Source organism: Streptomyces sp. NPDC107528, from assembly GCF_055639295.1.
Window position 1 is genome coordinate 183440 of record NZ_JBVKAV010000015.1, and the last position, 19597, is coordinate 203036.

Sequence of the window (19597 nt, forward strand, 5' to 3'; positions counted from 1 at the left end):
AACGAGTGGCGTTTCGGCCGCCGGTCAGGAGGCCTGTGCCGCCTGGTAGAGGTTCTGGGCGTCGGCGCCGAAGTGCGGGCCGTACATCCGGTTCGGCAGGAAGTTGTACTTGAAGCTGTTCACCGAGGACAGCAGGCCGGTGCCCGTGGCCTCGTTGAACTGCGTGAACCAGGGGCCGCCGCTGGAGCCGCCGGTCATGTTGCAGTTCATACCGTGGTCGTCGGACAGCAGGAAGTCCCGGTTGGTGTTGCCGCTGCAGTAGATGAACTTCTCGCCGTCGTACGGGGCGGCGGCCGGGAAGCCGAACGCGTACATGCGCAGGTTGTAGCCGGTGTTGAAGGCCAGTCCCTGTCCGCCGACGACGTCGGTGAGCAGCTTGCCGTCCAGCGGTGCGACGACCGCCGCGCCGACGTCGTAGTTAATGTCCTCGCTCGCCGTCCACTGCGGGGTGGACAGGGTCTTCGACGCGGTCCAGCGGCCATGGGGGGCCTGGCCGTCGTGGTAGCCGGGCACGAAGACCCAGTTGGTGTGCCAGGCGCCCTCCAGCTTCACGCAGTGGCCCGCCGTGATCACGGTGCTCTTGTTGGCGCTGGTGACGGCGTTGCCGGAGCAGGACGCCGTACGTCCCTGGTAGGTGAAGAACACGCGGCCCGCGGTGGATACGACCGCTCCGCCGCCGGTCCACTGGCCGCCGCCGTTCGGGAAGGCCAGGATGCCGATGTCGGAGGCGGTGCGGTCGGCCGGGGTGGTGGGCGCGATGGTCGTCGCCCTGCCCTTGCGGGGCGCCGAGCCGCCGTCTGTGTGTCCGTTCACGGTCACCAGGTCGAGCGGGGCGGCCGCGCGCATCCGTTCCGATGTCCAGTACTCACGGGCCTGCTGCTGCGCGCCTGCCGAGACCGAGCGGACGTCGGCCGGGGTGTCCGGCCTCGGCGCGGCGCCCGCGGGTGTGGCGAGGGCGCCGGCGGTGAGCAGCGCGGTGACGCCGACCAGGGCGCCGAGGAGGGGGCGGGGTATGCGGGTGACGCGGGGTATGCCTCTCACGCGTACTCCTTCTGCGATGGGGGGACCGGGCGGCCCGATGGGCGCCGCCCGGCGGACGACAGACAGTCGGTGCGAGTGCGCAGTGGTGAACCGGGACGCAGAGTGCCAACCCCGGGCCGGTTTTGGAAGGGTGCATGCCAAATCGGTGACCCAAAACGTGCCGTTCAGGACGAGTTGGGCTCGCTCGGTGCCCGCCTCATCCCGTGGCGCAGGTGCCGCTCTCGCAGCCCGGCGGCGCGTACGTCCAGCCCCGGCTCGTGTCGTACGACCACCCGTCCGTGCGCCGATAGGTACGCCCGCCCTGGCGTGTCGCGTCCCACTGCGCCCCTCGCCACTTGGCGGCGGCGAGTACGGCCCCCTTGGCGAGCCGTGCCCCCGACGGAGTGCTGAGGCGATGCGCGAGCGGCCGGTGCTCGCGCAGGGCCCACAGGGTGACGATCCAGGCGGCGCCGCCCCGGTAGACCTGCCCCGCGTCGCCGACCACGGTGATCTCGGCGAGGGTGGCGCTGTGGTCGAGCCCGGGGTAGCGCCGCCGGGCCTCGTCGGACCCGGCGGCCACGAAGTCCAGCGGCACCAGCTGGGGCTGCCGCACGAGCCAGTCGTGCAGGAAGGTGCACAGGGAGCACTGGGCGTCGTAGAGGACGGTCAGGCGGCGGACCGGAGTACCGGGCATGTCGGTCGCGACGCGGTCCGCCACCGCGTCCGTCCTGCCGGTCGCCTCGCCGGGCATCCGCTCACGCCCCGGCCGGCGGAGCGACCCAGTCCTGCGGTGCGACCGGCGGCGTCTGCTCCCGCTCCATGACCCCGCGCCGCCGGATCTTGTTGAGCACGTAGACGTTGCCCAGGTGCATCACGCCGAGCACCAGGAGCACCACGCCGAGCTTGGTCGACAGGGCCTCGAAGACCCCGCGGATGTTCACGACGGTGTCGTCGTCGCTCAGGTACAGGGCGACGAAGCCGAGGTTGACGAGGTAGAAGCCGACCACCAGCAGGTGGTTCACGGCGTCGGCGAGCTTCTCGTTCCCGCGCAGCACGTCGGCGAGGAAGATCCGTCCGTTGCGGCTGAGCGTGCGGGCCACCCAGATGGTCAGGGCGATGCTGACGACCAGGTAGATGACGTAGGCGATGACCGTGCGGTCCATGACGCCTCCCCCTCCTTGAACACGTTCAAAATGCTGACAGTGAAGACTCTAGAGCTGTCTTTGAACGTGTTCAACTCGATTGCGTGAGGCCTGCGTCACGCCCTGCGTCGCGCGCATGTGTCGCGCGCCTGTGTCACGCCGACGGCGGGCGTCCGGCAGGGAGTCCGTCGGCCCGCCGTGACGTCGGTCAGGGCCTGCGCCCGAGCATCGGCCGCTTGGTGTAGTCCGTGAACCCGACGACGTTCCCCCAGGGGTCGGCGATCTCGACGGTCCAGCCGGTGGCCACGGAGGCGGGCTCGTCGAGCAGCACCATGCCGGCCGCGGTCAGCGCCCGCCCCGCCGCACGCGCGTCCGGCACCTCCAGCCACACGCGCGTGGTGGGCCAGGTCGGCTGCCGGTATCCCAGCCCCTCCTCCGTGCGGAGCAGGATCCCGGGCGTCTCGCCTCCGACCTTCAGTCCTGCGATCCCGGCCTCGTCGAGCCGGAACCCGACGGCGAACCCGGCGCGCTCGTAGAACGCGAGGGCCTCGCCGAGGTCGCCGACCGGCAGCAGCACGTTGTCGAACCCGAGCAGTTCGTACGACTCGTCATCTGACATACCGTCAGGGTAAGGCGATGATCGGCCGGAACCGGTGATTGTCAGTGCCGGCTCGTACTGTCGGCGTCATGGGAATCGTGACGTTCGTCGACGAGACGACAAGCGGGGGCCGCAGCGACGGCTGGGGGATCGAGATCGCCGAGGAGCGGCTCACCGTGCGCGAGTTGATCCGGCGCCGGGTGTTCCAGGAGGTCGCCGAGTACAACGCGCGCACGCCGGAGGTCTTCCAGGGCCTGGTGCAGCCGCAGGACACGGAGCGCGTGCTGAACGGCTATGCGGTGCGCACCCGCCGCCGGATGGACCCCGAAGCGCAGACCGAGCAGGCGCTCAAGGCCTTCGCCGGCAATGGATTCCTTGTGCTGGTCGGCGACCGTCAGCTCACCGAGCTCGACGACGAGATCGAGCTCGGGCTCGGCACCGAGATCACGTTCCTGAAGCTCGTGGCGCTGGTGGGTGGCTGATGGCCGCTTCGACGCCGGAACACGCGGCGCTGGTCGGCGAGGCCCTCGACCTGATCGAGGCCGAGGACGCCGAGCGGCTCGTCCCCGAACTGCTCGGGCTGTTCGAGATGACCGACGGCAAGTGGCGCCGCGACGGCCACGACGTCGCCGAGGCGATCCATGCCGCGGACACCGCCTTCCAGGCGCGGCTCCTGCACGGGCTGGCCGCCCGGTACCACGAGCTGGAGCCCGGCGCGGCCGGGCGCCGCCACATCGTGGACCTGCTCAACAGCTTCCGGATGCTGCGGGCCGCCGCCGAGGGACAGCCGCCCGCCACACGCGCCGCGCTGATCGGCCTGTTCGCCGACCAGGACGTGCATCACGACTCGAGCGGGCTGATCCGGCTCGCCGATCAGGAACTCGCCGACGGGCGGGAACTGTCCGGCGAGTTCGTCGCCGTGATCCGCCGCTCGTATCTGACGGTGTGGAACGGCAAGAAGCGCCTGGGGGACCTGGTCGCACGGCTCGACGGACCGCCGGTGAATCCGGGCGAGACCTGGTCCGACCGGGCCCTCAAGGAGGTGGCCGAGCTCGGCGACGACTGGCGGCGACTGCTCGCCCACGCGGCCACGGCGACCAGCGCCCGCCCGTCCGCGAAGTGGGACCGGACCGGCCGGGCCCTGATCGCGGCACTCGACGCCGACGAGGTGCGGGAGCGGCTGCTGTCCTGGCTGCGGCTCGCGGGCAGGCCGCGCACCGGCCTCCTGCTCGAACCGCACTATGGCCCGAACCCCAACGCCACCTACGACCCGTACAACGCCGACGCCCTGCGCGGCCTCGCCTGGCTGCTCTCCCTCCTGCCCGCACACCCGGAGACCGCCCGCACCCTGGGCGCTCTCGTCGAGACCGCCCTGCGCAAGGTCGCAGGCCTCGGACCGGTGAACCCCAAGGCCGCCAACGCCGCCGTCCTCGCGCTGGGCCGCATCGACGCCGAGCCGGCCCTCGCCGAACTCGCCCGCCTGGCCGCCCGCGTCACCTTCAAGGGCACGCTCAAGGTCCTCAACACCGCTCTGGACGCGCGCGCGGAGGCGATGGGCCTGAGCCGGGAGGAGATCGAGGAACTGGCCGTACCGGGGTACGGCCTGACAGAGGTCGGCCGCGCGGAGCACCGGCTCGGCGAGGTCACGGCGCTGCTCGAAGTCCGCGGTGCCAAGGCGGTGTTGAGCTGGCACAACGCGGGCGGCAAGGCCGTCAAGAGCGTCCCCGCCGCCGTACGCCGTGACCATGCCGAGGAGCTCAAGGAGCTGAAGGCCGCGGTCAAGGACATCGACAAGATGCTGTCGGCCCAGAGCGAGCGCCTGGACCGCCAGTTCCTGTCGCGGCGCACCTGGTCGTACGCCGCCTGGCGCGAGCGCTACCTCGACCACCCTCTGGTCGGCACACTCGCCCGCCGCCTGCTCTGGACGGTCGACGGCACGACCGTCGGGTACGCCGACGGCGAGCTGCGGACCCTGGCCGACGCACCGGTGACCGAGGGCAGCCGCGTCGAGCTGTGGCACCCGGTCGGCCACGAGCCCGCCGAGATAGTCGCCTGGCGGGACTGGCTGGAGCGGCACGGCACCACCCAGCCCTTCAAGCAGGCCCACCGCGAGGTGTACCTGCTCACGGACGCCGAGCGCGCGACGGGGACGTACTCCAACCGCTTCGCCGCGCACTTCCTTCGCCAGCACCAGTTCCACTCGCTGGCGGCGATCCGTGGCTGGAACAACAAGCTGCGCCTGGCCGTCGACGACGAGGCACCGCCGGCCGTCCGGCAGCTGCCCCAATGGGGGCTGCGCGCCGAGTACTGGATCGAGGGCGACGGCGGCGAGCACTACGAGGACATCACCGACTCCGGCAGCTTCCTGCGCCTGCGCACCGACCAGGTCCGCTTCTACCCGATCGACGCCCCGCAGAACTGGGCGCACTGCGACGGCGGCGAGTACCGCATGTGGCTGCGCGACGGCGCGGACCCGGTCGACCCGCTGCCCCTGACCGACGTCCCGCCCCTGGTCCTCTCCGAAGTCCTACGCGACGTCGACCTGTTCGTCGGCGTGGCGAGCGTCGGTAACGACCCGACCTGGCAGGACGGCGGCCCCGGCGGCCGCTTCCGCGAGTACTGGACGTCTTACGGCTTCGGCGAACTGGGCGCGAGCGCCGAGACCCGCCGGGCCCTGCTGGAACGCCTGGTCCCGAGACTGGCCATCGCCGACCGCTGCACGATCGAGGGCCGCTTCCTGCACGTGAAGGGCGACCGCCCGAACGACCAATACCTCTGCATCGTCCCGAAGTCCAACCCTTCGGCGCCGCAGGGGGGTTACCTGCCGTACGAGGGCGATCGCATGCTCGGCGTCATCCTCAGCAAGGCGGTCATGCTGGCGGACGACGGGAGCATCACGGATCCGACGATCCTGAGCCAGCTGTAGGCCATTCCTTTCAGCAGCAGCGCGACCCAGCCGAAAACACCAGAGGGCCCCGTTCCCGAAGTGACGGAAACGGGGCCCTGATGTGGACCTGGGAGGGTCAGAAGCGCCGAGTGATCAGCGCCTTCTTGACCTCCGCGATCGCCTTCGTGACCTCAATGCCGCGCGGGCACGCGTCCGTGCAGTTGAACGTCGTGCGGCAGCGCCACACGCCGTCCTTGTCGTTGAGGATCTCCAGGCGCTGCTCGCCGGCCTCGTCGCGCGAGTCGAAGATGAAGCGGTGCGCGTTGACGATGGCGGCGGGGCCGAAGTACTGGCCGTCGTTCCAGAACACCGGGCACGAGGACGTGCAGGCGGCGCAGAGGATGCACTTCGTCGTGTCGTCGAAGCGTTCCCGGTCCTCCGCCGTCTGGAAGCGCTCGCGCGTCGGCTCGTTCGTGTCCTTCGTGATGAGGAAGGGCATGACGTCGCGGTACGCCTGGAAGAACGGCTCCATGTCGACCACGAGGTCCTTCAGCACCGTCAAGCCCTTGATGGGCTCGACCGTGATCGGCTTCTCGGGGTTGATGTCCTTGATCAGCGTCTTGCAGGCGAGACGGTTCTTGCCGTTGATCCGCATCGCGTCCGAGCCGCAGATGCCGTGGGCGCACGAGCGGCGGAAGGTCAGCGTGCCGTCGATTTCCCACTTGATCTTGTGGAGGCCGTCGAGGACGCGCTCCTTCGGGTCGATCTCCAGCTCGAAGTCTTCCCACACAGCCTCTGCGGAGACTTCCGGGTTGAAGCGGCGGACCCGGAACGTGACCGTGATGTACGGGGAGTCCGCGGACTCCGCCTCGACCTTGTCCATAACGGGGGTTGCCATCAGTACTTACGCTCCATCGGCTGGTAGCGGGTCTGGACGACCGGCTTGTAGTCGAGACGAATGGACTCCGTGCCGTCGTCGCCGACCTCGCGGTACGCCATGGTGTGGCGCATGAAGTTGACGTCGTCGCGGTTCGGGTAGTCCTCGCGGTAGTGACCGCCGCGGGACTCCTTGCGGGCCAGGGCCGAAACCGCCATGACCTCGGCGAGGTCCAGGAGGTTGCCGAGCTCGATGGCCTCCAGCAGGTCCGTGTTGAACCGCTTGCCCTTGTCCTGGATCGAGACGTTCTTGTAGCGCTCGCGCAGCTCCGCGATCTTCTCGACCGCCGTCTTGATCGTCTGCTCGGTCCGGAACACCATGACGTTGGCGTCCATGGTCTCCTGCAGCTCCTTGCGGAGCGTGGCCACCCGCTCGGTGCCGGTCGAGGTGCGCAGGCGCTCCACCTGGCTGACCACCAGCTCCGCCGGGTTCTCCGGCAGCTCGACGTAGTCCGCCTTCTGGCTGTACTCCGCCGCGGCGATGCCGGCCCGGCGCCCGAACACGTTGATGTCCAGGAGGCTGTTCGTGCCCAGCCGGTTCGCGCCGTGGACGGACACGCAGGCGACCTCGCCGGCCGCGTACAGACCCGGGACCACCGTCGTGTTGTCGCTCAGGACCTCACCCTCGACGTTCGTCGGGATGCCGCCCATCGCGTAGTGCGCGGTGGGCTGGATCGGGATCGGGTCCGTGTACGGCTCGATACCGAGGTACGTGCGCGCGAACTCCGTGATGTCGGGCAGCTTCGCGTCCAGCTGCTCCGGCGGGAGGTGCGTGAGGTCCAGGTAGACGTGGTCGCCCTCGGGACCACAGCCACGGCCCTCGCGGATCTCCGTGTAGATGGAGCGCGAGACGACGTCTCGGGACGCGAGGTCCTTCATGACCGGCGCGTACTTCTCCATGAAGCGCTCGCCGTCCTTGTTGCGGAGGATGCCGCCCTCACCACGGGCGCCCTCCGTCAGCAGGATGCCCATGCGCCAGATGCCGGTCGGGTGGAACTGGAAGAACTCCATGTCCTCCAGCGGGAGGCCGCGACGGTAGACCGCCGCCTGGCCGTCGCCGGTCAGCGTGTGCGCGTTCGACGTCACCTTGAAGAACTTGCCGGTGCCGCCGGACGCGTAGATCACGGCCTTCGCCTGGAAGACGTGGATCTCGCCGGTCGCCAGTTCGTAGGCGACCACACCGGCGGACCGCTTGACGCCGTCCACCTCGGTGATCAGCTGGTCGAGGACGTAGAACTCGTTGAAGAACTCCACGCCCTCCTTGACGCAGTTCTGGTACAGCGTCTGGAGGATCATGTGGCCGGTGCGGTCGGCCGCGTAGCAGGACCGGCGGACCGGGGCCTCGCCGTGGTTACGGCTGTGACCGCCGAAGCGGCGCTGGTCGATGGTGCCGTTCGGGGTGCGGTTGAACGGCAGGCCCATCTTCTCCAGGTCGAGGACCGAGTCGATGGCCTCCTTCGCCAGGATCTCGGCGGCGTCCTGGTCGACCAGGTAGTCACCGCCCTTGACCGTGTCGAAGGTGTGCCACTCCCAGTTGTCCTCCTCCACGTTGGCGAGCGCTGCGGCCATGCCGCCCTGCGCTGCGCCCGTGTGGGAGCGGGTCGGGTAGAGCTTCGTCAGCACGGCGGTACGGCTGCGCTTCGTCGACTCGATGGCCGCGCGCATACCGGCGCCACCGGCGCCGACGATGACGGTGTCGTACTTGTGGATCTTCATGGTGGTTGCCTCAGCCCCGTGCCTAGCGGATGTTCGGGTCGAAGGTGAAGATCACCAGCGTGCCCAGCAGGATGGTGAACACCGTGGCGGTGTAGAGCAGGCCCTTCAGCCACAGCCGGGTGTTCGCGCGCTCCGCGTAGTCGTTGATGACCGTGCGCAGGCCGTTGGCGCCGTGCAGCATGGCGAGCCACAGCATCAGCAGGTCCCAGACCTGCCAGAACGGGGACGCCCAGCGGCCCGCGACGAACGCGAAGCCGATCTTGGACACGCCGCCGTCCAGCACGAGCTGGATCAGCAGGTGGCCGATGACCAGGACGACCAGCACGACGCCGGACAGGCGCATGAACAGCCAGGCCGCCATCTCGAAGTTGCCCCGAGTGGACTTCGGGGTCTTCTTGGTGCGCTGGCGCGGGGCCTCGATGTAGGGGGCCGGGTTGTCGACGTTGTAGAGGGACTCGCCCTCGACCGGGCCGATACCAGTGGCGGTCTTCTCAGTGGTGGACATACGCGTCAGCTCCCGAACAGTTCACGAGCGGCGTGGCCGAGGACGGGGTAGATCGCCCCGAGCATCAGCACGACCCACAGGCCGACGACGGACCAGAGCATCTGCTTCTGGTAGCGAGCGCCCTTCGACCAGAAGTCGACGGCGATGACGCGCAGGCCATTGAGCGCGTGGAAGAGGATGGCGGCCACGAGGCCGTACTCCAGCAGCGCGACGATCGGGGTCTTGTACGTGGCTACGACCTTGTCGTAGTCCTCGGGAGAGACACGGACGAGAGCGGTGTCCAGCACGTGAACGAACAGGAAGAAGAAAATGAGGACGCCGGTGACTCGATGAGCCACCCAGGACCACATTCCTTCCCGGCCGCGGTACAGCGTTCCAGCCGGCACGGAAGTTCCTCCGGGAGCGGGGATTGGGGCCGCGCCGGCTTGTGCTGTCGGTCGGGCCCGGCCGGGTACGGTCCACCGGCCCTCAGCATCGTATCCACGTGGCGCCGCGCGGCTGAGCGGGGGGCTGGGTATGTGATCAAAGTGGCACGCGGATGGGGTATTGGCGGCCAATGGGATGGAACATTCGGTTATCGGCCGAGTGGGGGCCGTTGGCGCTGGTCGCGCGCCCGCGCGGCCCTGGCGGCACGTCGACTACAGCCCCGCGCCCCTGAGGGAATGCAGCAGCCGCCCCTTCGCCAGGCGGCGCAGTTCCTCTGCCGCGACGACCCGCTCCTCCTCCGGATCGTTCGCCAAACGTGACCGGATTCCTGCCAGGACCTGGTCCAGGGCCTCGTTCGGCGGCAGGTTGTCCACGCAGATCACGAACGCGTGGCCGAATTTCGCCTCATATGCGGCATGCGCGGCGCTGAGTGCCGTATGGGCCGCTCCGTACACACCCTCCGGCAGCACCGGCAACGTTTCTCCTGCCAGGGCCTCCGCCAGATCGCCCGGAGCCAGGTCGTAGGCCGCCTCATCGGACGCGGCCAGCAGGGAGTCGACGTCGGGGTACGGGCGGTGGTCGGCGAGGCGGTCGGCCCAACGGGGGCTGTGCAGGCAGGTCAGGAGGGTGTGCCGGACCTCGTCGGCGGGGGCAGCGTTGAACGCCACCAGCGCGTCCGCGGACGGTGGAGTGCGGGTCTGCTCGGGCAGCGACGGTATGGCGACTCGGCCAGGAAGGTGTGTGGGCGTCACGTGGTTTCGACAGGAGATTTTGGGGGAGGAGTGGCGCCACGTTACCGAGTGTGGACGTGAGGTGTCCGACGGATGCCCGAATTTCAGTCGAACGGGAGAGTTTCGGAACGCTCGCTGGACGGCCCGTCGGACGGCGGGCCGAGCCCAAAGGGCCTAGGTTGGCGATGTGAGCCAGCACAAGCACAGGCGCCGGGCACCGGCCAGGAGGGCGCTGAAGCAGACGTGGGTGCTGATCGTCGCGGTGGTCCTCGTGACGGTCGGGGCCGGGGTGGGCATCGGACTCCTGGCCACCGGCGACGACGGATCGTCGGCCCGGTCGGAGGAGCGGCGGTCGGGGCCGGGCACCGGTGAGGCCGACTCGTCGTCCACCCCGAGAGGGGCGGCTCCGACTCCTACGCCGACCCGGTCGTATCCGCTTTCGAAGGCTCCCAGCACCATCCCGTCCGTGACCTCCCACACCGCCGCACGTGGACCCGGCTGGCGTCCCGCGCAGGGTGAGCGGGTCGTCGTGAGCGACGCGGACCTGGCCGACGAGGGCCGGCTCATCGCCGGTGAGCTGGGACTGAAGTACGCCGGCGAGAAGGACGACGTGCAGGCCGGGGACGTGCGGCTGGCCCTGAACGACGACGAGGGCGCGGACCCTGAGTCGTACGCCATGACCGTGCGCGGCGGGCGGGTGACCATCAGCGGGCCCGGTGAGGCGGGGGTCTTCTACGGGACCCGGACGCTCAAGCAGGAGGTCCACGACGGGGGTACGGCGCCGGAGGGCGTCGTACGGGACGAGCCCGCCAAGCCGGTGCGCGGGTTCATGCTCGACATGGCCCGCAAGTTCTTCACCGCGGACTGGATCGAGGACCGGGTGCGGGAGCTCGGCGACCTGAAGTACAACCAGCTGGGGCTGCACTTCTCCGACGACCAGGGTTTCCGCATCGAGTCCACGTCGCATCCCGAGATCGTGTCCCAGCAGCACCTGACCAAGGCCCAGGTCCAGAAGATCGTCAAGCTGGCCCAGAGCCGGCACATCCAGATCGTGCCCGAGATCGACTCGCCGGGGCATCTGGGCGCGGTCATCGCCGCGCACCCCGATCTTCAGCTGCGCAATGTCAACGGCGTGGCGACCCGGGGCGCCATCGACATCTCCAAGCCCGAGTCCGCCGAGATCGTCGACGACCTGCTCGACGAGTACGCCGGCCTCTTCCCCGGCAACCAGTGGCACCTCGGCGGCGACGAGTACCAGGCGCTGGTCGTCTCGAACCCCGAGGCGTCCTACCCGCAGCTCGCCGCCGCCGCCCGCAAGGCCTACGGCTCCGGCGCCACCGTCGCCGACCTCGCCACGGGGTGGCTCAACGGCCGCGCCGCCACCGTCCGCGCCGACGACCGCACGCCGCGGGCGTGGAACGACGGCTTCTTCCGGGACACCTCGGTGCAACCGGACAAGGACATCCAGGTGGCGTACTGGACGGGCAAGGAGATCGGCGCCCGGGCGCCGGTCGAGTACCTGAGCACGGGCCGGAAGGTCATCAACTACAACGACGAGTTCCTCTACTACGTGCTCGGGGAGCCGCAGACCTTCGTCTATCCGACGGGGCAGCGGATCTACGAGCAGTGGACACCGCGGGTCCTGCGCGGCACGACGGCCGTGCCGGCCAAGTACGACGACCAGATCCTCGGCGGGTCCTTCGCCGTGTGGTGCGATCTGGCGAACTCGCAGACGCAGGCCCAGGTAGCGGCCGGAATCCGGATGCCGCTGCGGGCGACGGTGCAGAAGCTGTGGGACGCGAGTGCGCCGGAACTGTCCTGGACGGAGTTCAGGGCGCTCGCCGACCGGCTGGACTGAGCCGCGGATTTGGCCGATACGGCTGCGAACCCCCGTGCGACTGTGGTGTATTCGGCCCGAGCCGTACCGAACAGCCAGGGGGAGCCGAAAATGGGGTACTGGGGGTACTTCGTCGTGGGCCGCGGCGAGCGGCCGCTGGCGGAGCTGGACGCGCTGGCGGGCGCCGAGGGGATGACCCTGCGGGCCCAGGCGCCCGGCGGGTGGCAGGTGTGGGAGTACCCGAGCGGCGGCGCCGACGTCGGGAGCATGAACGCCCTTGCCCTGGAGACCGGGGCACCCGCGCTCTTCGGCTACGTCATGGACAGCGACTGCGTGGTGGTGGAGGCGGCGGCGCCGGAGAGCGGGGCGTGGACGACCTGTCTGGCGCGGGGCGCGATGGCCGGGTACCTCGGCGCCGGAAGCGAGGGGCTCACGCTGGAGGACTACTTCCTCGAACCCCCGGACGCCGCCGAGCGGGCCGTCGCCTGGGCCGCCGAGGCCGGGCACGAGGTGAACGCCGAGTCCGTCGTCGACGTACTCACCGCTGATGCGGACCCAATGGCCGAAAACCTCTTCTTCCGGTTGCTCGACCGGCTCGGCGTCGTGCCGCTGTGACACTCCCGGGCCGTTGCGCGCAGTAAGGGGAAGTGCGGGCTCCGTAAAGGACGGTGCCCGCCAGGGTTCTGTGCGGGGACCCCGACCCTCAGGAATGACCCGCTTAGGGAGGCGTGGATGAGCCTGGTGGAATTGATCGCTCAGGCCGACGAACGCGGACTGGCCGCCAGCGGGTTGGCTTGTTTGGATCGGTGCGTTCCGCTGCTCGGCGGTGACGACGAGGTGCTGCGGCCGCTGTGGGCGAACCTCGCGGACGGCGGGGACTCCGCCGCGTGGGGTGAACTGCTGGAGCAGGTACGCGGGAAGCTGGGCGTCGCCGACGTCATGGACGACGCGGACGTCGAGGACGAGGCCGCCCTGCTGGCCCGGCGGATGCTGGCCGCGGCCCCGGCCGTACGGTCCGCCGCCGAGGCACGCATCTGGGCCGACGCCTGCTCCGTCGCCTCACTGCAGATCCACCGGCTCCTCGACCCCGCGGAGGACGACGCGTCCTCGGCCGGCGCCCTTCCCGAGGCGCTCAGCTCGGCCCGCGCGGAAAGGACCACGGCCGAGGGCCGTACGCAGGGCATGTCTCCGCTCGTCGCCGCGGAACTGCGCCGCCAGATCAGCGTCCTGGAGATCCTGGCCGGGCATGGCGCGAACGGGTTGCGCCGGGCGCTGGAGGTGTCGACGGAGGGGCGGCGGGTGCTGCGGGCGGTGGTCTCCCGGCGTGCGCGGACGCTCCGCGGATAGCTCCGCGGGTGGTGCCGGGCGCCTGAGGGGGTGCCGCGGGGGGTTGTCGGGCGGGTGTGGGTGCGTGGGGGCTTGTCGCGCAGTTCCCCGCGTCCCTTGGGGGCGTTGCAGGACTCTTGCGTTCATCGCAGGAGGCACTTCACCACCGCGTCGCCGTACTTTGCGGTTCGGGTGTAGAAGGCCGTCAGGTCGCGGTGGGCCGCCGCGAGGATGGAGTGCACTTCCGGTTCGGGAGGGGCTGTGGCAGGTAGGGCGCGCCACAGTGTCTCGAAGCCGGTCGATGCGAGGTAGTCGGCCACGCGGGTGACCTGTGCCGCGGTGAGGATCAGGAACGGCGGGTGTTCCGGCACCGGGTGGGTCACCGGCCGGCCGCCCAAAACCACCTCGGCCTGCGGCCCGTCCTGGACCTGCCCCGCGTAGAGGGCATGCTGGTCGGCGTACCGCTGGTCCAGCATCTCGTCGAGGTGCCGGTCGAGCCGTCGGCGCACGGTGTCCCAGTCGTCCTCGAACAGGCGCTGGAACCAGGTCGCGCTGTTGCGCAGTGCCGGAGGCGGCACCGCTCGGAGATGGAAGTACAGGCTCATCAGTGACTGAAGCGCACGGGAGCTGCGAAGCGTCACTCCCGGGTAAACCTCGTTCCTGGGGGAGTCGTGTGACTGTCGTGGGAGCGAGCTGGGGCGGTCCTGCACCGGTCCGGGGAAGTCGCCGGATCCGGGTGACGAATCCCAGTTCAGGCACGCTTTCCAGGGTGTGACGACTCAGCAGGAAACCAGGCCCGCAGCCGCTACCAGGCCGGTGCGGTGGGCGGCGGACGCGGTGGCGACGATGCGCGAGGGGGCGCGGCTGCGACTCGACTACTCGGCGCAGAGCCTGTGGCGGGTCGACCGGATGATCGAGGAGCTGCGCCGGGAGCGGACGCCGTATCCCGCCGTGGAGAACACGCTGCGCGGTCTCGGCGCGTACGCCGGTGAGGTGATCGCCCGTCAGACCGGAGCCGAGTGGTGGGCGACGGGCGGCGACCACTGGATCCGTACGCCCGATGGGCGGCTGTGGGACCCGATCGACGAGGCGCGGCGGTGCTTCGCCGGCGACGGGTCGCTGCGGTTGCTGTGCCGGGACGCCGTACAGCTGTAGGCGAGGGAGTGTTCGGTGGCCCGGCCGGGGCTCCGTGAACGGGCTGCGCCCCGGCCGGGCCCGAGGGGGCGTCAGCTCGCCCAGACCTCCGCCTCGTCGGCCGGGACGGTGGTGGCCAGGCCCAGTTCCTTGCGGGCGGCGACCGTCTTCTTCGGGTCGATGCCGGCGAAGGCCGAGCTGTAGGCGATGTAGAACGTGTCCGTGTCGGCGGCGCTCGCGGCCTTCCTCCACTGCTCGGCCGTCTTGGTCAGGTCGGCGCGCAACTTGCCGACCTCCGCGCCGTCGATGTCCTTCATGCCCTTCACATGCGAGTCGAGAGCGGCCGCCACGGCCTTGGCCTGCGCTTTGTACCCGGCGAAGTCCGCCTCGGCGGAGTCCTTCTCGGACTGGTTGGCCCAGAACGCGTCGTATACGCCGTTCGAACCGTTCAGGTACGCGGTCTGCTCGGGCTTGAGGGACTTCGCGCTCAGCGCACCGGTGAAGGTGCCCGACTCCTTGGTGTAGCTGCAGCTCACGGCGCGGTCGCCGGTCGCCCAGCTCTCCTTGGTCGGGGTGTAGTGCATGAGGGCGACGCCCTTGGGGAGCGCCCAGGTGTCCGGGGCGAACTTCCCGGCCTCGGCCGGGCATCGCTCGTCGGCGATGGCGGCGATCGTGTCGTCGCCGGGGTACTTCGAGCCTTCGTCGATCTTGAAATCGCCGACGACCTGACCCGTGTGCGCCTCGGCGCAGGGCACGATCTCGACGAGGATCTCCGTGCCTCCGCCCTTGTTGTTCGGGTTGTAGCAGTCCCCGACGTTCAGCGAGTACACCGATCTCTGGCGGGCCACCTTCTTCGCGCCGTCCTTGGCGCTGTCGACGGCGTCCGAGACGTCCGAGCACCCCACCGCGCCGATCGCGAGCAGGGCGACGACGGAGGATATGCCGCGAAGGGAGCGAAATGGACTGCGAACTGACATGACGTTACATCCCTTTATGTGAACTTTATGTGGATCGCGCGCATCGTATGCCATCCCTGTGACGGGGCTGTGCGCAGGTCGCGGCGACTCTGACCTCCGATGCGCGGCAATGGTTGTAGCGACCAGTCATGTGGACGGCCCCTGTGACACTTCTGTGAGGCCGGGCGCTGTTGACCGTGGAGGGGCGTGGGCAAGGGTGGCCGCACCGCGGGGTGCGAATCCGCCGCGAACCGGTACGGACGAGGACAGTTCTTGGGCCAGGGAGGGGAACCCCGCCGCGGACACGCGCACGACGGGGAGTTGAGCGCGGCCGTCGCGCGGGCTCAGGAAGGTGACGAGGCCGCCTTCGCGGTCGCGTACCGGTTGGTGCAGCCGGGACTGCTCGGGTACCTGCGCGGCCTGGTCGGGGACGACGCTGAGGACGTGGCGTCCGACGCCTGGCTGGAGATCGCCCGGGACCTCGGCCGGTTCAGGGGCGACGGCGCCGGGTTCCGGGGCTGGACCGCGACCATCGGCCGGCACCGGGCGCTGGATCATCTGCGCCGGCAGAAGGTACGGCCCCGGTCGTCGGCGCTGGAGCACGACGTACTGGACCTGCCCGGTCCGCAGAACACGCACGACCAGGCCCTGGAGTCGATCTCCACCGAGCATGCCCTGCGACTGGTCCGCGGGCTGCCGAAGGACCAGGCCGAGGCCGTACTGCTCCGGGTCGTCGTCGGCCTCGACGCCCCCGCCGCCGCACGCGTCCTCGGCAAACGCCCGGGCGCGGTCCGGACGGCCGCCTACCGGGGGCTGAAGCGCCTGGCCGAGCAGCTGGGTGTCGCAGGTGTGACGGATGACGGCCCTCGGACGCTGGGGGAATCGAAATGAACAGTGCGGGTGCCGGCGGCTGACGGGCGGCGCTGCGGCGCATCGCGCATCGGTACTACGGCGACATGAGGTACGGCGCCAGGCGCCGCGGCGCTTCGATGAGGCGAGGCGGCGGGCGCGGTGAGTCGTACGGGGCGTGACAGACGTACAGGCTCTAAGGAGCTCGTAGGTCACAGCGGTCACAACACTCACGGTGGTCACAACGGTGGTCACAACAGTCACAGCGGTCACGACCGTCACGGCTGTAACAGCAGTCGGACAGGGACGGGAAGACGGACATGGGTGAACGGCAGAGCGGCGGCGGAGAACCCGGCCGTCGGCGTGCGCACCCTGACGACCGGGCCTGGGGTCACGGCTCCGGCCCGGCAGTGGCCCTCGACGACGCCGAACTGGAGGCGCTGCTCTCCGCCGCCGTACTGCGCGGGCACCGCGTGGACACCGAGGGCGAGCAGCGTGCCGTGGCCGCGTTCCGCGTCGCCCGTGCCGCGGGGGCACACCGGGCACGCACCCGGCGCCGGGACGACTGGCGGCCGTGCGAGCCGCGCCGGCTGGCGCTGTCGGTGAAGACCACGCTCTCCCTGTTCGTCGCGAGCCTCACGCTGGGCGGCGTGGCGGCCGCCGCGATCGGCTCGTCCGGCTCCTCGGAGGCCCCCGGCGAGGACAGGGCCAGGCCCACCCCGGCGGCCGGCGCCTCCGACGGGCCGCCCGCCGCGCACCGCTCCGCGGCGCCCGGAGCCACCTCCGCCAAGCCCGCCCACCCGACCACCGCCCAGGACACCGAGGCCGAGTGCCGCGCGTACGACCAGGTCGAGGACCGTGGCAACGCCCTGGACTCGACGGCCTGGCAGCGGCTCATCGCGGCGGCGGGCGGTGCGGACAGGGTGGCCGTGTACTGCGCCGAGCAGTTGTCGGGGGCGAAGAGCCGGCCGACGAACGGGCCGACGACCGGGCCGACGAGCGGGCCCAAGAACAAGGCCGACGGGGGCGGCACCACCGGCCCGGGGCAAGACCAGGACCCGGCTTCGAGTGACAAGGGCGAGGGCGGCAAGAGCGCCGAGAAGGCCGAGAAGGCCGAGAAGTCCGAGAAGGCCGAGCCAAAGGACTGAGTCCGCCCGCCGGACCTTTCAGGGACCTTTCAGCGAGCCATCTCCCGCGGCTGAGACGCGAGGGCGCGAGACGACCGGGGCCGCCACCCCCCACAGGAGAGGCCCCGGCCGTCGCGCGGTACGGGCCGCGCGGCGGCCCGTACCTTCTACAGCGTCATGACTGCGTTTTCTGTCACACCCGGGCGGACACATCGCGGATTCCGGGGTAGTTGCACGTTGTACGGACATGGACGAGCAGAGCTTTCAGGCCGTAACGTGCCTTTCGCGCCGGACGCGGAAGGTGTATGACCACCGCAACCACCTGCGGTTCCACAACCGCAACCATCAACTGAGGAACCACGACGGCGAGAACCGGTCCGCGACAGCGGCACCGGCTTAGGCGCAAAAGGGGCGCAGTGCTGGGGGACGACGCGGAGCTGACCGCCGCGGTGCTTGCGGCACAGGACGGGGACGAGAGCGCGTTCCGGACTGTGTACCGCGCTGTGCACCCGCGGCTGCTCGGGTACGTACGGACGCTGGTCGGCGACCCGGACGCCGAGGACGTCGCGTCGGAGGCGTGGCTGCAGATAGCTCGTGACCTGGAGCGCTTCAGCGGAGACGCGGACCGCTTCCGTGGCTGGGCCGCCCGGATAGCCCGTAACCGCGCGCTGGACCACATACGCATGCGCGGCCGCCGCCCCGCGATCGGCGGCGACGAGACGGAGCTGACCGGGAAGGCCGCCGAGTCCGACACGGCGGGCGAGGCCATGGAGGCCCTGGCCACCGACGGCACCCTCTCCCTCATCGCCCGGCTGCCGCAGGACCAGGCCGAGGCCGTCGTCCTGCGCGTGGTCGTGGGGCTCGACGCCAAGACGGCCGCTCAGACGCTGGGCAAGCGTCCGGGTGCCGTACGAACCGCCGCGCACCGGGGTCTGAAGCGGCTCGCCGAGCTGCTCGGCGACGATCCGGAATCGGCCGGGGTGCTCGACGCCCTGCCTCCCCAGCGAGGAACCCGCGCCCGTGCGGTGACGTCTGCGAGTGTGACGCATATGCGTGCGCGTACGCAGAAGGATGTGTGATGGCCGACGAGCAGTACAGGTGGCTGGACCGCGAAACGGCGGAGCGTTTGCTGCGCGGAGAGTCACTCGAAGCTGTCGACCAGGCCGACCGCGACCAGGCCGAACGCCTCGCCAAGACGCTTGAGGCGCTGACCGCCGAACCCCCGCTGAGCAGCGCGGAACTCCCTGGAGAGGCCGCAGCGCTGGCCGCGTTCCGCGCGGCGCGCGCGGGCCGGGTCACCGAGTCCGCGACCGTCGGCCACGGCTCCGCATCCGGTGCCTCCGAGGTTTCCGACGCCCCCGACGCCGGGCTCGTCGACGTCGGGCTGGTCCGTATCGGTGGCTCCGACAACGGTGTCCGCCGCCCCCGCCGACCTCGCTGGGCCCGCCCCGTGCGGCTCGGTCTCGCCGCCGCGCTGGCCGTCGGCATGGTCGGCGGGGTCGCGGTCGCGGCCGGAACCGGAGTCCTGACATCGCCGTTCGTCGGAGACGAAGGGGGCCGCCCGGCCGCCACGGTCTCGGCACCGGCACCGCCGGAACGCCCGCTCTTCTCGCCCTCGCCGGAGGGCGGTGTGCGGGGCGGACCCGAGCCCGACGACGACTCGCGGGCCCCCACCGACCCGGGCACCACCGAGGGCGCCGAACCCGGCGGCCCCGCCCCGGACCGCGGATCCGCCCCCGACCGTGACAAGGCCGCGCGCGGCTGGTGGAAGGTCGTCACGGCGTACTGCCGCGACATGCGCGACGGCAAGGAACTGTCGAACGACCGCCGGCGTGCCCTGGAGAACGCGGCGGGTGGCTCCGAGCGCGTGCGGAAGTACTGCAGGGGTGTCCTCAACGCCGTCGGTGACGGCACCTGGGGCAAGTCGGGCAGCGGCAAGGACAGGGACCGCGACCGGGACCGGGAACGGGAACGGGACAGGGACCGGGACAGCGACGACGACGAGGGCGACCGTGCCGATTCGCGTGGTGACGGCTGGGGCGGCCGGCACGACGACGACCGTGACCGTGACCACCACGGTGAGCGCCGTGACCGTGACGGCGGCCGTGACGGCCACCGCACGCAAGGCGCCGTAGCGGCCACGTCCACTGTGGTGGCGCGGGCGGCGGCCCTTCTGCCGGGCCGTGCCCTCACCTCCGCAACAAGTCGCTGACCTGCAGTTTTGTGATTGGTTGAATATTCTTCGCCGCTGGAGTGACACTTTCGGCCGCCATGGCGCTGATGAAAGTGAGCCGACTGGTCATCGGCCGTCGCACAGAGCCGGGGTTCCCCCCGTACCTACGGTTCGTGCATCGGCGCGGGCGGGACACGTTCCCCCGGTCCCGCCCGCGCCCCACACCCGTCTCCC

At 70.5% G+C, this 19597-nt stretch carries 21 protein-coding genes; 10 read left to right on the forward strand and 11 right to left on the reverse strand.

The features are described 5' to 3' along the window. Nucleotides 1-24 precede the first annotated feature (24 nt). The 4 genes from ACZ7L5_RS39130 to ACZ7L5_RS39145 all read right to left on the reverse strand — a co-directional run bounded on the left by ACZ7L5_RS39130 (nt 25) and on the right by ACZ7L5_RS39145 (nt 2781). Nucleotides 25-1041, reverse strand: coding sequence for a trypsin-like serine peptidase (locus tag ACZ7L5_RS39130; protein ID WP_471523163.1), 1017 nt, complete (start codon nt 1039-1041; stop codon nt 25-27). 196 nt (nt 1042-1237) lie between these two features. Continuing rightward, nucleotides 1238-1714, reverse strand: a complete 477-nt coding sequence (locus ACZ7L5_RS39135; RefSeq protein ID WP_471523296.1) for a thiol-disulfide oxidoreductase DCC family protein — start codon at nt 1712-1714, stop codon at nt 1238-1240. Between the two features lie 61 nt (nt 1715-1775). After that, a complete protein-coding gene (locus tag ACZ7L5_RS39140) occupies nt 1776-2183 on the reverse strand; it encodes a hypothetical protein (protein ID WP_328879763.1) in 408 nt (135 codons plus the stop codon). Between the two features lie 187 nt (nt 2184-2370). After that, nucleotides 2371-2781: a VOC family protein gene (locus tag ACZ7L5_RS39145; RefSeq protein WP_363043205.1), complete on the reverse strand. Its 411-nt coding sequence runs from the start codon at nt 2779-2781 to the stop codon at nt 2371-2373. 68 nt (nt 2782-2849) lie between these two features. On the opposite strand from ACZ7L5_RS39145, the gene ACZ7L5_RS39150 reads away from it, so the two are divergent. Together ACZ7L5_RS39150 and ACZ7L5_RS39155 are read left to right on the forward strand one after the other, a co-directional pair. Beyond that, nucleotides 2850-3242 carry a hypothetical protein gene (locus tag ACZ7L5_RS39150; RefSeq protein WP_471523166.1) on the forward strand — a complete coding sequence of 131 codons (393 nt, stop codon included), beginning with the start codon at nt 2850-2852 and terminating at the stop codon, nt 3240-3242. Next, entirely contained in the window at nt 3242-5686 is a 2445-nt protein-coding gene (locus ACZ7L5_RS39155; protein WP_471523168.1) for a DUF4132 domain-containing protein, read from the forward strand. The genes ACZ7L5_RS39150 and ACZ7L5_RS39155 overlap by 1 nt, the downstream gene beginning before the upstream one ends. A gap of 97 nt (nt 5687-5783) precedes the next feature. Here the strand turns inward: ACZ7L5_RS39155 and ACZ7L5_RS39160 are convergent, their stop codons facing one another. The 5 genes from ACZ7L5_RS39160 to ACZ7L5_RS39180 form a co-directional block, all read right to left on the reverse strand. Next, nucleotides 5784-6545 carry a succinate dehydrogenase iron-sulfur subunit gene (locus ACZ7L5_RS39160; RefSeq protein ID WP_328879759.1) on the reverse strand — a complete coding sequence of 254 codons (762 nt, stop codon included), beginning with the start codon at nt 6543-6545 and terminating at the stop codon, nt 5784-5786. Then, a complete protein-coding gene (sdhA, locus tag ACZ7L5_RS39165; protein ID WP_362385077.1) occupies nt 6545-8299 on the reverse strand; it encodes a succinate dehydrogenase flavoprotein subunit in 1755 nt (584 codons plus the stop codon). The genes ACZ7L5_RS39160 and sdhA overlap by 1 nt, the downstream gene beginning before the upstream one ends. A 22-nt stretch (nt 8300-8321) precedes the next feature. Further along, complete coding sequence (locus ACZ7L5_RS39170) at nt 8322-8804, reverse strand: succinate dehydrogenase hydrophobic membrane anchor subunit (protein WP_328879757.1); 483 nt, start codon at nt 8802-8804, stop codon at nt 8322-8324. 5 nt (nt 8805-8809) lie between these two features. After that, complete coding sequence (gene sdhC, locus ACZ7L5_RS39175; protein WP_328879756.1) at nt 8810-9190, reverse strand: succinate dehydrogenase, cytochrome b556 subunit; 381 nt, start codon at nt 9188-9190, stop codon at nt 8810-8812. Between the two features lie 252 nt (nt 9191-9442). Further along, the gene (locus ACZ7L5_RS39180; RefSeq protein WP_467481506.1) at nt 9443-9982 is read right to left on the reverse strand and encodes a 2-oxo-4-hydroxy-4-carboxy-5-ureidoimidazoline decarboxylase; all 540 of its coding nucleotides are present in this window, start codon (nt 9980-9982) and stop codon (nt 9443-9445) included. 226 nt (nt 9983-10208) lie between these two features. Between ACZ7L5_RS39180 and ACZ7L5_RS39185 the strand changes: the two genes are divergently transcribed. The 3 genes from ACZ7L5_RS39185 to ACZ7L5_RS39195 all read left to right on the forward strand — a co-directional run bounded on the left by ACZ7L5_RS39185 (nt 10209) and on the right by ACZ7L5_RS39195 (nt 13145). After that, a complete protein-coding gene (locus tag ACZ7L5_RS39185) occupies nt 10209-11819 on the forward strand; it encodes a beta-N-acetylhexosaminidase (protein ID WP_471523297.1) in 1611 nt (536 codons plus the stop codon). 90 nt (nt 11820-11909) lie between these two features. After that, on the forward strand, nt 11910-12413 hold the full coding sequence (locus ACZ7L5_RS39190) for a hypothetical protein (RefSeq protein WP_365061210.1): 504 nt from the start codon (nt 11910-11912) through the stop codon (nt 12411-12413). A gap of 117 nt (nt 12414-12530) precedes the next feature. Further along, a complete protein-coding gene (locus tag ACZ7L5_RS39195; protein WP_471523172.1) occupies nt 12531-13145 on the forward strand; it encodes a hypothetical protein in 615 nt (204 codons plus the stop codon). Nucleotides 13146-13267: 122 nt separating this feature from the next. Here ACZ7L5_RS39195 and ACZ7L5_RS39200 read toward each other — a convergent pair whose 3' ends face one another. Then, nucleotides 13268-13765, reverse strand: a complete 498-nt coding sequence (locus ACZ7L5_RS39200; protein WP_471523174.1) for a DUF1877 family protein — start codon at nt 13763-13765, stop codon at nt 13268-13270. 130 nt (nt 13766-13895) lie between these two features. Here ACZ7L5_RS39200 and ACZ7L5_RS39205 point away from each other — a divergent pair, with 130 nt between their 5' ends. Further along, the gene (locus ACZ7L5_RS39205) at nt 13896-14279 is read left to right on the forward strand and encodes a hypothetical protein (protein ID WP_328879751.1); all 384 of its coding nucleotides are present in this window, start codon (nt 13896-13898) and stop codon (nt 14277-14279) included. Nucleotides 14280-14350: 71 nt separating this feature from the next. On the opposite strand, the gene ACZ7L5_RS39210 is transcribed toward ACZ7L5_RS39205, so the two are convergent. After that, entirely contained in the window at nt 14351-15235 is an 885-nt protein-coding gene (locus tag ACZ7L5_RS39210) for a septum formation family protein (protein WP_471523176.1), read from the reverse strand. Between the two features lie 252 nt (nt 15236-15487). On the opposite strand from ACZ7L5_RS39210, the gene ACZ7L5_RS39215 reads away from it, so the two are divergent. The 4 genes from ACZ7L5_RS39215 (at nt 15488) to ACZ7L5_RS39230 (ending at nt 19402) form a co-directional block, all read left to right on the forward strand. Further along, nucleotides 15488-16105, forward strand: coding sequence for an RNA polymerase sigma factor (locus ACZ7L5_RS39215; protein WP_362385090.1), 618 nt, complete (start codon nt 15488-15490; stop codon nt 16103-16105). Between the two features lie 278 nt (nt 16106-16383). Continuing rightward, nucleotides 16384-17211: a hypothetical protein gene (locus ACZ7L5_RS39220; RefSeq protein WP_471523178.1), complete on the forward strand. Its 828-nt coding sequence runs from the start codon at nt 16384-16386 to the stop codon at nt 17209-17211. Between the two features lie 395 nt (nt 17212-17606). Next, nucleotides 17607-18269 carry an RNA polymerase sigma factor gene (locus ACZ7L5_RS39225; RefSeq protein ID WP_471523181.1) on the forward strand — a complete coding sequence of 221 codons (663 nt, stop codon included), beginning with the start codon at nt 17607-17609 and terminating at the stop codon, nt 18267-18269. Then, on the forward strand, nt 18269-19402 hold the full coding sequence (locus ACZ7L5_RS39230) for a hypothetical protein (RefSeq protein WP_471523183.1): 1134 nt from the start codon (nt 18269-18271) through the stop codon (nt 19400-19402). Before ACZ7L5_RS39225 ends, ACZ7L5_RS39230 begins: the two co-directional genes overlap by 1 nt. The last annotated feature ends 195 nt before the right edge of the window (nt 19403-19597 follow it).

Coding starts and splice junctions, on each gene's coding strand:
- ACZ7L5_RS39135 (WP_471523296.1), bottom strand. CDS start 1,714: ATGCCCGGTACTCCGGTCCGCCGCCTGACCGTCCTCTACGACGCCCAG.
- ACZ7L5_RS39140 (WP_328879763.1), bottom strand. CDS start 2,183: ATGGACCGCACGGTCATCGCCTACGTCATCTACCTGGTCGTCAGCATC.
- ACZ7L5_RS39145 (WP_363043205.1), bottom strand. CDS start 2,781: ATGTCAGATGACGAGTCGTACGAACTGCTCGGGTTCGACAACGTGCTG.
- ACZ7L5_RS39150 (WP_471523166.1), top strand. CDS start 2,850: ATGGGAATCGTGACGTTCGTCGACGAGACGACAAGCGGGGGCCGCAGC.
- ACZ7L5_RS39155 (WP_471523168.1), top strand. CDS start 3,242: ATGGCCGCTTCGACGCCGGAACACGCGGCGCTGGTCGGCGAGGCCCTC.
- ACZ7L5_RS39160 (WP_328879759.1), bottom strand. CDS start 6,545: ATGGCAACCCCCGTTATGGACAAGGTCGAGGCGGAGTCCGCGGACTCC.
- sdhA (WP_362385077.1), bottom strand. CDS start 8,299: ATGAAGATCCACAAGTACGACACCGTCATCGTCGGCGCCGGTGGCGCC.
- ACZ7L5_RS39170 (WP_328879757.1), bottom strand. CDS start 8,804: ATGTCCACCACTGAGAAGACCGCCACTGGTATCGGCCCGGTCGAGGGC.
- ACZ7L5_RS39190 (WP_365061210.1), top strand. CDS start 11,910: ATGGGGTACTGGGGGTACTTCGTCGTGGGCCGCGGCGAGCGGCCGCTG.
- ACZ7L5_RS39195 (WP_471523172.1), top strand. CDS start 12,531: ATGAGCCTGGTGGAATTGATCGCTCAGGCCGACGAACGCGGACTGGCC.
- ACZ7L5_RS39210 (WP_471523176.1), bottom strand. CDS start 15,235: ATGTCAGTTCGCAGTCCATTTCGCTCCCTTCGCGGCATATCCTCCGTC.
- ACZ7L5_RS39220 (WP_471523178.1), top strand. CDS start 16,384: ATGGGTGAACGGCAGAGCGGCGGCGGAGAACCCGGCCGTCGGCGTGCG.
- ACZ7L5_RS39230 (WP_471523183.1), top strand. CDS start 18,269: ATGGCCGACGAGCAGTACAGGTGGCTGGACCGCGAAACGGCGGAGCGT.